We start from the raw sequence: 13,489 nt of genomic DNA, 5'->3' as shown, positions 1-13,489 counted from the left end.
CAATTAGACAAATTTAAAGCCTGCATGAAAATCTCATGCAGGCCTATTTGATTTAGCAAAAATTATAATTATTTGCGATTAAAGGTCTTACTTACGATTAAATGTATCTTTTAGACCTACTGATTGGTTAAAGATCAATTTATTTTGATTTTCTGGCCTATTATCTCTTGTGAAGTAACCTTTACGCATGAATTGGAAGTGTTCTTCTGCTTGAGTATTTAGTAAGCTTGGCTCACACTTCGCTTGAAGTATTTCCAATGAGTCAGTGTTAATTACGTCTTTGTAATTTTCGGCTTCATCTGGATTAGGGACAGTGAAGAGTGGTTTGTAAATTCTTGCTTCCAAATCTAGAGCTGTTGTTTTTTCTACCCAATGGATTGTACCACGAACTTTTTCACCTTCACGAGCTTTACCACCCTTAGTAACATCGTCGTAAGTTGCGTAAACTTTTGTAACATTACCATTTTCATCAGTATCAAAACCAGTACACTCAACTATATAAGCTTCGCGCAGTCTAACTTTATTGCCTACATATAGACGATTATATTTCTTAACTGGTTCAATCATGAAGTCATCACGCTCAATCCAAAGATGCTTACTGTATGGTAAATCACGGCTGCCTCTTTCAGGAAAGTCTGGGTGATTATCAACTGAGAAGTATTCAGTTTTGTCTTCAGGATAATTAGTGATTTCTAGCTCAACTGGATCAAGTACAACAAATCTTCTATCAGCGTTTTCGTTTAAGTCGTCACGTAAATTAGATTCTAAGAAAGAATATTCAATCATGTTCTGACTCTTAGTGATACCAACACCCTCAGCAAAATTACGGATAGAAGTTGGTGTGAATCCACGACGTCTTAAACCTGCAATTGTAGGCATTCTAGGGTCATCCCAACCATCTACTAAGCCTTCTTCTACAAGTTGACGTAACTTGCGTTTACTCATAACAGTGTATTCAATACCCAAACGACTAAACTCGATTTGTCTAGGTTTAGATGGAACAGAAGTATTGTCACGTACCCAGTTGTACAAAGGTCTATGGTCTTCAAATTCCATTGTACAGAGTGAGTGAGTAATATGTTCTATAGCATCTTCTATAGGGTGTGCAAAGTCATACATAGGGTAGATAGGCCATTCTGTGCCTGTTCTATGGTGAGGAGTATGGCTGATTCTATAGATGACAGGGTCACGCATGTTAATATTTCCTGCGCTCATATCTATCTTGGCTCTTAATACCATGGCACCATCTTCAAATTCTCCAGCACGCATGCGTTCGAATAATTCTAAGCTTTCTTCAATAGGGCGATAACGATATTCTGATTCGATACCAGGTTCTGTTAATGTACCTCGATTTTGACGAATTGTTTCAGCTGAAGACTCATCAACATAAGCCATATCTTTCTTGATCAACTCGATTGCAAATTCGTACATTTCTTGGAAGTAATCAGAAGCATAGTAAAATCTATCACCCCAATCAAATCCTAGCCAATGTATATCAGAAACAATTTGATCTACAAAGTCTTTATCTTCGGAAACAGGATTAGTGTCATCCATACGTAAGTTGCATAGACCATTGTATTTTTCTGCAATGCCAAAGTTTAAGCAAACAGCTTTTGCATGACCTATGTGAAGATAACCATTCGGCTCTGGTGGGAAACGTGTATGAACTGTCATACCTTCAAATTGACCATCTTTAGCTAGATCTTCATCGATGAATTTTTCGATAAAGTTATTGCCTTCTAAAACATTTTCTTCATTATCTGCTAATGTAATATTATTTTTGTTTTCTGCCATAAATACCTCGTAATATTTATTATTTTAGTTCATTGTTTAATCTGTCTAAACTATGTTGTAAACGTTTAAGAGATTCTTCTTTGCCTAGATAGCGCAAAACCTCAACCGTTCCTCCAGGTGTAACAGATTGACCGGTAACAGCGATACGAATAGGGAACATAACGGTACCATTTTTAAGTTCATTAGCTTCGGCATAATCTACCATTGCAGCTTTGATTGCATCGTCATTCCATTCTGTATCTTCAAGTATGTTTAAAAAGTCACTTAGAACTTGTTGTGAAGATTCTAATGTAGACTTACTCTTCTTATGAACTAGTAATTCTAAATCGAAATCTTGTAATCCAGACATGAATGCAATCTTTTCTGGAATCTCTGTTAATTTACTAATTCTACTTTGAAGGTTTTCAGCTAGAAGTTTCATTGTTTCTTCAGACATTTCTGGATCAACTTGTAAGAAGAATTCCTTTGAAATTGTAATGAATTCATCTAAGCTGAGTTTCTGCACATAATGCTCATTGTACCATTGAAGTTTAACTTCATCGTAGGTTGCAGGGGACTTAGCTATGCCCTCAACACTAAATGCTTTTTCTAATTCTTCTAATGTGAAAAATTCTTGTGTGCCTTTTGGTGACCAACCTAACATCGCTAAGTAATTAACGATAGCTTCAGGAAGATAACCTTCTTTAAGTAAATCTTCTAGACTGGTTGCGCCATGACGTTTGGATAATTTAGTTCCATCATTACCATTAATCAAAGGTAGGTGAATGAATTTAGGAACATCAAACCCAAAAGCTTCATATAGATGAATGTATTTTGGTGTTGAGCTTAAGTATTCATTACCACGTACAATATGAGTAATATTCATTGCGTGGTCGTCAATTACGTTAGCATAATTATAAGTAGGGAAGCCATCTGACTTTAACAAAACTTGATCTTCAAAAGTGGAATTCTCAAAAGTAAGTTGACCATATACCTCATCAGTATAAGTAATTTCTCCCTCTGTAGGAATGGCTTGACGAATGACATAAGAAGCACCAGAAGCTAATTTTTCTTGAACTTCTTCATTGCTTAAATTTCTACAATGTCTATCATATCCGATAAAATCAGAGCCTGAAGCTTTCTGTTGAGCTTGGACTTCTTCTAGACGTTCAGCTGAGCAGAAGCAGTAGTAAGCTTTACCATTTTCTAGTAAAGGTTTGATAGCTTCTTTGTAGATGTCTTTACGTTCACTTTGTACATAAGGACCATAATTACCACCAATATCTGGACCTTCATCATGCTGTAATCCTGTGATTTTTAAAGCTTGATAAATTTTATCAACAGCACCTTCAACAAAGCGTTCCTGATCGGTGTCTTCAATCCTTAAAATAAAATCTCCACCAGCACTCTTGGCTACTAAGTACTCGAATAAAGCAGTTCTTAGATTACCAATATGCATGAATCCTGTAGGAGAAGGGGCGAAACGTGTTCTAACTTTATTATTCATCATAAAATACTCACTTCCTAATCAATCACTAGTTTAAGCCTCGTAGGGCTTATAGCTTCTACAATTCTAGCATAAATTATTATGAATTTTAATCACATTAGCTAATACGAAGAAGCTAATGTGTAAAATAAAATCTGACTTTGCTCAGTTATTTTTTGAGTTTATTACTCTTGTTGTATAAGAATCGTCTGAAAAGTATCATTATTATTTCAATGAGGATTACTAATAACAAAACTATTGCTAAAGCATATATAAGCCTAACTATATTTTCGTTTTCACTAATAGTGCTAAGCAAGTTTTCTATAACATTATTTTGGCTATAGATGTCAATGCTAGATCCTACTTCAGCTGAGAATGAATCTCCATTAGGCAAAACCATAGTTATATTCCCAAGACTTTCACCTGCAGTGATTGGCAGATTAATTGGATCTTTCATCTTGAGGCTAATCTGAGGAACAATTTCACTAATAAAAGTTGGTTTAAGGTAATAAGCAGTACTCAGATAAATAAGTTCTACTTGAACCCCATTACTTAGTGCTATTGTATCGAAATAATCTCCTCTCTGTACAAGAACAGTACGAATAAACTTGGAAGATATTTCATTATGCAATGAATTTGCCTCAATAATAGAATTATTGAAAATTCTAGAGATATCATTGTTTTCATCTTTGTAATTAATGTTTTGCAACATGTAGATCGAATAGCTATCTCCAGGGAAAATATAAGCAAAACTCGTACTATTACCATTGCTTGCGCTTAAAGCACCTGTTATTTCATTTCTTGTCCAAGTCCAGACAAAGTCCATACGGTTGCGTAAGTATAATGGTCTATTCTGATCTTCTAGAGGTGAAATGTAAATTTCATTGCTGCTGGTGAATATCTTTTTGAATAGAGTATTTGTATATGCTGCAGTAATTAATGAGCCCATATCTTGGGAGTTGGTTAAGAGTTTTATATTACTTACATTGTCCTCAATTATAAGTTTACTATTATCCATGTTTAGGTTGCGAAGCCTAGAATTTACTAGAGTTTGAAAGCTTTCTACAGATTTACTTAAACTCAAAGTTAGAGCTTCTAATGCAGCTTTTGAATCATAGAAAAGTGTTGCATATACCAAAAATTGAACCTCATACTTTGAACCAGCATTCAGAATGATGTTAGAAAGGTTTTCTTGAGCTGATTTCATTGCTGTCTCATTACTAATAGTAATTGGTGTGTTAATCTCAAGAGTTTCAATAGCCAGTAGGGAAATTAGTATATTGAGTGCAAGTGGATCTTCACGTTCAATAAGCTCATTCTTTTTGTATAGTTGAGATCTGTTTAGATTGTCAAAAACATAATAGTTATCAAACTCAGTAGTGTAGTCTAGAGTCCAATTATCATTTGCGTTGTGGGAATTAATTTCTGGAGAATTATTGCCTCCACTGTCAGATGAACTGCTGCTAGTGTTGTTAGTGCTTTCAACATTAGTACTGGTGTTTTCTGAATCTTCTTGAGCTACATTAGTTGTGCTGTTTTCATCAGCAAAAACCATAACAGGGGTAAAAATAGAACTGAAGAAAAATGCAAAAACAATTAATAAAATATTAAATTGTATTAATTTATTGTTTTTAAACATTTTCTTAACCCCAATCTCCCAAACTTACTTGTATTTCATTTTAATATAAAAACGTAAACTATGCTAACTAAAGAGAGGTGAAAACATAACAAAAATTTGAGCAATATATTAAATTAATCTATTATAATGATTATAAGAAAATTCTCTTTAACTACATATTCAGAGAAGTAAAGACAGGAATGAAATTAAAATATGAATACAAAAACTAATCTTGTAAAAAAATCAAATAAAATAAGAAGCTTACGTTCATGGATGGTATTAGCACTTGTTTGCACTATGTTACTGAGCGCATGTAGAAGTAACACGGTTCCAGAAATTATGAAATACGATGATTATGGCAAAAAAGTAGCTCTTAACATAGCAGAAAATTATCCTAAACGAGTTGCAGGTTCAGAGTCAGAAACTGCAGTAGCGGATTTAATAAAAAAAGAATTTGAGTCTTTTGGATATAACGTAGAAAACCAAAGTATAGAGTTAGAATCAGGCGGACATAGTAGAAATTTAATTGTTAAAATTCCGGGCAAGGGTTTCGTGGCTGAAGAAGATACAGATTCAGAGTTGGACTTCTCAATTTATGAGAGAAGAGCAAAAGAAGAGTATGGGCTTTTTAGAAGAAAAGTTATTGTAGCAGCTCGTTATGATTCCAATCCTAATGCACCTGATAATAATGATGGTATTTCAGATAATGCTTCAGGTATTGGTGCGTTGTTAACTTTAGCCAAACAACTTAAAGAATATACAATGGGTTATGATGTTGAATTAGTAGCTCTTGGGGCAGGATTCTCTAATAATGCAGGTTCTCGTAAACTATTAGAGAGTAAATCTCCAGAAGAAATTAAGAATATTGATGCATTCTACGAGTTGAGAAGCTTATATGGTGGTGATAAACTATATGCACATTCAGGCTGGTCATCTACTTATCCAAAGCAAAAGTACAAATTGCGTCAACCTGCATATCAACTTGCTGAAGTTGCATATGATGAATCAGTTTCATACTATACAGGCGTTGTTCTGTACCAGAACCAAATATCTCTACAAATTGATAATATGTTGCTTAATACTGAAGCTCCAGAAGGTTTTGGTGAAGCTCCAGAGAAGATTGTTTTCAGAGAAATGAGCGAAAATGAATCTGATTATAGAGAGTTCGATAAACGAGGAGTGCCAGTTGTATATCTTGAATCTTACAATTACTCCGGAGAGAGTATGGATGATATTAGTGAAAATAGAAATCCAAATTTCTCTAGTACTAACTATATAGTTAGAGGTACAGATTTTGATAATATTGAGACTCTTGGAAACTACTCTGAAGAGGATCTTTTGCAAAATAGAATCAATGCGTCTGCATTTATGGTACTGAAATCGATTGAAACTGGAGTTATCGGCTCAAGCAAAAATTATTAGTTTTGTAATTTTATGGATTTTATTGAAAAGTATGCACAGTATCTGTCGCAAGCAAGTAAGAATATAAAACATCTTTTTATAAAAGTGCCTTCGCTGATTTCAGCAGACTTAGATATGTACTTAGATAATCTCCAACTTGAGTTTGAGCAATCGCTTAATGCAGGTTTTACTTTTAATGAATTAGAAACTTTATATATATCAAGTGGGCAGTCTGAAGATTTCGTTTTAGAGGAGATTGCCTTGTGTATTGAAAAAATTTTGAATTCTATTGATTTTTCAAAGGACTATGAATTTACAATAGAAGTTACAGCTGAAGCAGTTTCAGATAGAAGTCTATTACGCCTCAAGAATATAGGGGTGAATAGGCTTGTTTTTAATTTTCATGAAATTAATTTGTTCTATGATTATGATTTACACTATCTCTGCAACATAGCAAAAGAAATAGGTTTTAATAATTTAAGTATTGACTATTTATATAATAATGATGTTCAGACATTGAAGAGCATAGAGAAAGATTTACAAGAGATCATAAATGCCGGTATAACACACATATATATAGAAGATGTTTATGCAGAGAGAGATGTTGAGGAAGCAATAATTAAAAACGAACGTGAACAATATCATTTCATTAGGGATTTTTTGTTAAGTAATAATTTTAAACAAAGTGAATTGCTAGCTTTTAACATCGAAGATAAATTTAAGAGTAAGCATAATTTAGCCTATTGGAATGGCAAAGACTACTTGGGCCTTGGTATAGGGGCAGTTTCAAAGATAGGTAATTTAAGATTTAAAAATAAGTTAATTGAAAATGACTACATATTATATTTTGATAAGGAGGACCTATATTCTCTGGAAGAAGAAATGACTAGTTATGATTTAATATTCGACTATTTCGTCCTTACTATTAATGATCTAAAAGGTTTCAATGAGATAGATTTCCAAAAATATACAGGAATAAATATGTCAGATTTTTATTTGGATAAATTAGAAGATTTAAGTGAAATTGGATTATTACAGAGAATAGGTGATAACTGGGTTTTGACTAGCAAAGGCCTAGACAAAATAAACTTTATTTTAGCTAGTTTTATTTGTTGATAAATTGTTCATTAAATATAATAATTATTTTCAAAAAGTAAGTTTGACTTTATTTGTCTTTGCTGATAATCTTAGTTTAGCACTTGGATGAAGTGAGTGCTAAATGCAGAAAGGAAGACGAAATGTTAAGCGAAAGACAAAGCACAATACTTAAGTTAGTCATTGACACTTATATAGAATCTGCTGAACCAGTAGGCTCTAAGTATATTGCTGATCTACTTGGACATTCAGTCAGTTCTGCCACTATAAGAAATGAAATGAGTTTCTTGGAAGAGTATGGTTTTTTAACCAAGGCACATACATCTTCAGGAAGATTGCCTATAGATAAAGGTTATAGAGAGTACGTAGACAACTTAATTAATATTGAAAAAATAAATAAAGCGGAAAAAATGAATCTAACTAATGCTTTGCATAATTACGTTTATGAGAATGGTAATTTTATTGAAGCAGCGACATCAATTCTTTCATATATAACAGGTATGGTCACTATTAGTGTTTTGCCAAAGTCAAACAAAACATATCTAGAACACTTGAAGATTATATTTATGGAGCCTGGTAGAGCTTTGGTAGTTACTATAGTATCAAGTGGTATAGCCCACAATAGGTTTATTAGAATTAGTGAGTTGTTTGATGCAAGTGATTTGGAAAAAATAGAGAAGAGCTTGGAAAGCAATTTACATGGTGTTGATTTAAACTCATTAAATTTCGGAAAAATGAAAATTATAACCATGAGCAAAAACGTAAACTCTCAAGTATATGAAGATTTATTATATGAGATTTATGTAAGTATTAAACAGGCTAATGAATTGGATGTTAATGTAACTGGAATAGAAAATTTAATGCGCTTACCTGAGTTTGATACCAGTAATAAAGTCTTTAATATTTATAAAGCATTGGACAAGGATGGAGACTTAATAAATAACCTTGATAAATTAAATGAAAAAGATGATTTCACCGTTTTAATAGGTAATGAGATAAAAATCGAAGATCTAAATAAATGTACTTTAATATCTGCAACATACGATTTAGGTGATGATCTACATGGACAAATTAATTTAATTGGTCCTAAGAGGATGAATTACGAGTTGGTGATTCCGAAAGTAGGTTTTATCCGTGAAGCTATTAAAAATGAATTACTAGGAAATGAAATATAATGGAGGATTTATGAAAAAGAAAAAGGATTTTGACGAAACTAATAAGGAAGATCTTGAGAAGAACTTAGAGCAAAAGGATCAAGAAAATGAGAAGGTTGAATCTGAGAAGGACAGTGAAATTAATCCAGAAAATCCTGATTCAACAGAATCTGCTGAGGCTGATAAAGTTAAAGAACTAGAAGCTGAAATTGCTAGCTTGAAAGATAGTAGACTTAGAGTAATGGCTGAGTATGATAACTTTAAGCGACGTTCTCAAAAGGAGATGACTAGAATTTACCAAGATGCTAGTAGTGATGTTAATTCTAAATGGCTAGATATAGTAGATAACTTAGATAGAGCTAGTGAAGCGGTAAGTCAATTAGATGAGAATTCTGATTTGGATACAATTAACGAAGCTTTATCCGGTTTGAAACAAATTGCAAAACAAGCAGATAAGGTTTTACAAGATCAGGGTATAGAAGAAATACCAGCCTTGAATGAGAAATTTGATCCAAATCTACATGCAGCAGTTTTACAAAATAGTTCAGGTGAGCATGAAAGCGGTACGATAACACAAGTCTTTGTTAAAGGGTATAAAAATAAAGACAGAGTTATTCGTCACAGCGTAGTAGAAGTTGCAGAGTAGATATAGAAATAAATAAAGTAGAAAAATACAAAATAATAACTAAAAACAAAAAGGAAATATTCGTAAAAGCTTGAAAGAGCTAAAAGGAGGAAATTATGGGAAGAGTTATAGGAATAGACTTAGGTACAACAAACTCAGTTGTAGCAGTTATGGAAGGTGGAGAACCAACAGTTATTACTAATGCTGAAGGAGCAAGAACAACCCCATCAGTAGTAGCATTTACAAAAGAAGGTGAAAGATTAGTTGGACAAGTTGCAAAACGTCAAGCAGTTACAAACCCAGATAGAACAATTCAATCTATCAAACGTGAAATGGGTAGTGATTACAAGGTAAATATTGATGACAAGTCATTCTCACCACAAGAAATTTCAGCAATGATCTTGCAAAAGCTAAAGACAGATGCGGAAGAATATCTAGGTGAAAAAATTACTCAAGCAGTAATCACAGTTCCAGCTTACTTTAGTGACTCACAACGTCAAGCGACTAAAGATGCAGGTAAAATTGCAGGTTTGGAAGTATTGAGAATTATTAATGAGCCAACAGCAGCTTCTTTAGCTTATGGTCTTGATAAAGAGCATGATCAAAATATCTTGGTCTTTGACTTAGGTGGTGGTACATTTGACGTTTCTATCCTAGAGATTGGTGATGGTGTCTTTGAAGTTTTGGCTACAGCAGGTAATAATCGTCTCGGTGGTGATGACTTTGATAACGCAATTGTTGAATGGATTGTTAGTGAGTTCAAGAAAGAACAAGGTATCGATCTAAAACAAGACAAGATGGCAATGCAAAGGTTAAGAGATGCTGCAGAAAAAGCTAAGATCGAGCTTTCAAGTGTTAACTCAACTAACATCAACTTGCCATACATTACAGCAGATGCAAATGGTACAAAACACTTAGATATGACATTATCAAGATCTAAATTTGATGAGTTGACAGCTGATTTAGTTAAAGAGACAGAAGGACCATTGAAACAAGCACTTAAAGACTCAGGTCTAGAAGCTTCAGAAGTTGATAAAATTCTTCTAGTTGGTGGTTCAACACGTATCCCAGCTGTACAAGAAGCAGTTAAGAGAATCTTTAACAAAGATCCGTTCAAAGGTATTAACCCAGATGAATGTGTTGCTCTAGGTGCTGCAATTCAAGCAGGTGTCTTGACTGGTGATGTTGATGACCTAGTACTTCTTGATGTTACACCTTTATCATTAGGTATCGAAACAATGGGTGGTGTATCTACTAAGATTATTGATAGAAATACAACAATCCCAACCAAGAAGAGCATGGTATTCTCAACTGCAGCAGATAATCAAACTCAAGTTGATATTAGAGTTTTACAAGGTGAGCGTGAGTTCGCAAAAGATAACAAAGAATTAGGACAATTTATTTTGGGCGGAATTGCACCAGCTCCTAGAGGTATACCACAAATTGAAGTTACCTTCGACATTGATGCTAACGGTATCGTTAATGTTTCTGCTAAAGATTTAGGTACTAATAAAGAAACAAGTATAACAATTACATCTTCTACAAATCTATCTGATGATGAAATTGATAAAGCGGTAAAAGATGCTGAACAATATGCTGAAGAAGATAAGAAACGTAAAGAGGAAGTTGAAACCAAGAACAATGCTGAGTCATTAGTTTACCAAGCTGAAAAATTAATCGAAGAGAATGGCGAGCAAATGGATGCAGCAGACAAAGACAGTATCCAAGCAGGTATTGATAAGGTAAAAGAGAGCTTGAACGGTACAGACTATGAACAAATGAAGACAGAAACAGAAGCTTTGCAAAAATCTGTTTTCGAGTTCAGTCAAAAACTATATCAACAAGCAGCTCAAGCAGCTCAAAATAATCAGAATACTGAAGGTGGAGAAGGTGCAGGTAACTACACAACTGACTTCACTGAAAATGATGATGCAGAAGATAAAGAGTAATTAAAATAAAATATCAAACTAATTAAAGTTTAAGTTTAAAATCCAGTCTTCTTGGTTTACACTATTGATTGAACATAGAGACTGGATTTAAACTTATTAAACAAGATTGGAGATTTTATGGCGCAAAACAAGAGAGATTATTATGAGATCTTAGGTGTCGATAAAAATGCGAGTGACAAAGAAATTAAGAAAGCTTTCCGCCAAGTTGCAAAGAAATATCATCCTGACCTAAAACCTGATGATAAAGAAGCTGAAGCTAAATTTAAAGAAGCTAATGAGGCCTACTCTGTATTATCAGATCCTGAGAAACGCAAAAAGTATGATCAATATGGTCATGCTGGAGTTGATGGTCAAGGATTTGATCCATCAAGTTTTGCTGGCTTTGAAAGTTTTGAAGATATTTTCTCGGATTTCTTCGGAGGCTTTGGTGGCTTCGGCGGTTTTGGTTCATCAGGAACAGCTGCTCGTAACAATGCACCCCGTCAAGGAAATGATACTCGTTATAGAATCAGTATTGAATTTATGGAGGCGGTATTTGGTCTAACTAAAACAATAGAAGTAACACAAAAAGATACTTGCTCTACATGTGATGGTAGTGGTGCTAAACCTGGAACTAATGTTAAAACCTGTGCTACCTGTAATGGAAATGGAACTATTCAAGAAAGATCCCAAAGTCTATTTGGTATGTCAATTCAAACGAGAGTTTGTCCTGATTGTAGAGGAAATGGTGAGATTATTGAGGACCCTTGTGTCGACTGCAATGGAAGTGGTATTAGAAACAAACGTAAGAGCTTAACCGTTAAAGTACCTGCCGGTATTGATAATGGAGAAGTTTTAACCTTGAGAGGACAGGGTGAACCTGGAGTAAATGGTGGGCCATACGGAAATCTGTACTTAGAAGTTATGGTTAAACCTCATGAGATATTTAAGCGTCAAGGCTATGATATCTATTGTGAAGTTCCAATTTCATTTGGTCAGGCGGCTTTGGGTGCAGAAATTGATATACCGACAGTAGATGGTAATGTTAAATACAAGATAAATGAAGGTACTCAACCAGGGGATGTAATAACTCTCAAAGGTAAAGGTGTCCCTCACGTAAACAGAGATGAAATTAGGGGTAATCATTACGCTACGATTGATATTGAAGTCCCAACCAAATTAAGTGATGAACAAAAAGCTTTAATTGCAAAATTTGATGATGAGACTACTGCAGAAAATTATGAGAAGAGTAGTAGCTTCATTGATAAGATTAAAAAGTTGTTCTCTTAAAAAAATAAAGGACTCAAGTTCATGAATGAAAATTATTATGAATTTACTATTAGTATTGATTCTGAGGTAGGAGACATTTTATTGTCAAAACTTGAAGACTTAGGAGCCTTAAGTATTTTCACAGTTGACTCTCATGAGATTGAAACTGAAATAATTCCAATGCTTGAACAAGATAAGACCAATGTCTTTGATGACTTTGGTCTTTTTTCAGTTGAAATGGATTTGGAGAAGGCACTTATTAAATCCTACTTTTTAGAGGTGGAAGATAATAATTTAGCTGTTAACTTATCTATGGGTGTAGGTGAAATCTTCTTGAATGAAAATGATGAGATTTTTACGGCAGACAATATACCTCAGGATAGATTAAGCCCAGAGTTGATGGTAGAGCGAATTAAAGCTGAAATTGACTTTATCTCAGAGTTTTTTGCTGACTTAGATTATGATATTTCCTATAGACTAATAGAATCTGAACAAATAGAAGAAGGTAACATGTACGAAGCAGAGTTGTTTCAACTTACTGATAGAATATTAGTGAATCCAGGTGTTTCAGAATCAGATGCACATTTAATTGATGGTCAAATTCTTATTAATATAGTTCCTTCTTCGGCTTATGGCTCAGGAAGAGATGAGACTACTTCTTTGGCTGCTAAGACGTTAGACGATTTGTTGCTTGAACTACATAAACGTCAAGGGGTTCAAGAGCTTAAAGTTTTAGACCTTGGTACAGGCTCAGGTATTTTGGCGATAATAGCAGCAAAATTAGGAGTACAAAATATTAAAGCTATAGATATTGATCAAGATGCTGTTGAAATAGCAAAAGATACTGCTAAGGTAAATCAAGTTTCTAGTAATATTGAATTTACAAATGAAGAATTATATGAACAAGATAAGTTTGATTTGATACTGGCTAATTTATCATCCGAACTAATTATTAATTTAGCTAAAGATTTCCCGAAACACTTAAATAATGATAGTTATCTGATACTAGCTGGCATAAATCAGAATGATTTAGAAAAAGTTTTAGCTGAATTCAAGAAAGTTGACGATGTAAAGTTTAAGATTTTGAAAACATCTGAGTTAAATCAATGGGTAACTTTACTTTTGTCTTACAAAGGATAG

Annotated in this window: 10 protein-coding genes; 7 read left to right on the top strand and 3 right to left on the bottom strand. The window is 33.8% G+C overall.

What is annotated here, in order from left to right; translation table 11 throughout:
* Nucleotides 1-87: 87 nt before the first annotated feature.
* From C5Q98_RS03690 to C5Q98_RS03680, 3 genes are all read right to left on the bottom strand, one after another.
* Complete coding sequence (locus C5Q98_RS03690; protein ID WP_106012365.1) at nucleotides 88-1,794, bottom strand: glutamine--tRNA ligase/YqeY domain fusion protein; 1,707 nt, start codon at nucleotides 1,792-1,794, stop codon at nucleotides 88-90.
* Between the two features lie 19 nt (nucleotides 1,795-1,813).
* Entirely contained in the window at nucleotides 1,814-3,283 is a 1,470-nt protein-coding gene (gene gltX, locus C5Q98_RS03685; RefSeq protein ID WP_106012364.1) for a glutamate--tRNA ligase, read from the bottom strand.
* A 145-nt stretch (nucleotides 3,284-3,428) separates the two neighbouring features.
* Entirely contained in the window at nucleotides 3,429-4,898 is a 1,470-nt protein-coding gene (locus C5Q98_RS03680; RefSeq protein WP_106012363.1) for a phasin family protein, read from the bottom strand.
* Between the two features lie 192 nt (nucleotides 4,899-5,090).
* Between C5Q98_RS03680 and C5Q98_RS03675 the strand changes: the two genes are divergently transcribed.
* From C5Q98_RS03675 to C5Q98_RS03645, 7 genes are all read left to right on the top strand, one after another.
* On the top strand, nucleotides 5,091-6,299 hold the full coding sequence (locus C5Q98_RS03675) for a M28 family peptidase (RefSeq protein WP_106012362.1): 1,209 nt from the start codon (nucleotides 5,091-5,093) through the stop codon (nucleotides 6,297-6,299).
* Nucleotides 6,300-6,311: 12 nt separating this feature from the next.
* Entirely contained in the window at nucleotides 6,312-7,394 is a 1,083-nt protein-coding gene (locus C5Q98_RS03670; RefSeq protein WP_158695702.1) for a hypothetical protein, read from the top strand.
* Nucleotides 7,395-7,516: 122 nt separating this feature from the next.
* Nucleotides 7,517-8,548, top strand: coding sequence for a heat-inducible transcriptional repressor HrcA (hrcA, locus tag C5Q98_RS03665; RefSeq protein WP_106012360.1), 1,032 nt, complete (start codon nucleotides 7,517-7,519; stop codon nucleotides 8,546-8,548).
* Between the two features lie 10 nt (nucleotides 8,549-8,558).
* A complete protein-coding gene (locus C5Q98_RS03660) occupies nucleotides 8,559-9,173 on the top strand; it encodes a nucleotide exchange factor GrpE (protein ID WP_158695701.1) in 615 nt (204 codons plus the stop codon).
* A gap of 95 nt (nucleotides 9,174-9,268) precedes the next feature.
* Nucleotides 9,269-11,101, top strand: a complete 1,833-nt coding sequence (dnaK, locus tag C5Q98_RS03655; RefSeq protein WP_106012358.1) for a molecular chaperone DnaK — start codon at nucleotides 9,269-9,271, stop codon at nucleotides 11,099-11,101.
* A gap of 117 nt (nucleotides 11,102-11,218) precedes the next feature.
* The gene (gene dnaJ, locus C5Q98_RS03650) at nucleotides 11,219-12,370 is read left to right on the top strand and encodes a molecular chaperone DnaJ (protein WP_106012357.1); all 1,152 of its coding nucleotides are present in this window, start codon (nucleotides 11,219-11,221) and stop codon (nucleotides 12,368-12,370) included.
* A gap of 81 nt (nucleotides 12,371-12,451) precedes the next feature.
* A complete protein-coding gene (locus C5Q98_RS03645; RefSeq protein WP_158695700.1) occupies nucleotides 12,452-13,489 on the top strand; it encodes a 50S ribosomal protein L11 methyltransferase in 1,038 nt (345 codons plus the stop codon).

The organism is Fastidiosipila sanguinis, from assembly GCF_002998295.1.
Classification (GTDB): domain Bacteria; phylum Bacillota; class Clostridia; order Saccharofermentanales; family Fastidiosipilaceae; genus Fastidiosipila; species Fastidiosipila sanguinis.
This window is presented reverse-complemented; position numbering and strand designations above follow the sequence as displayed.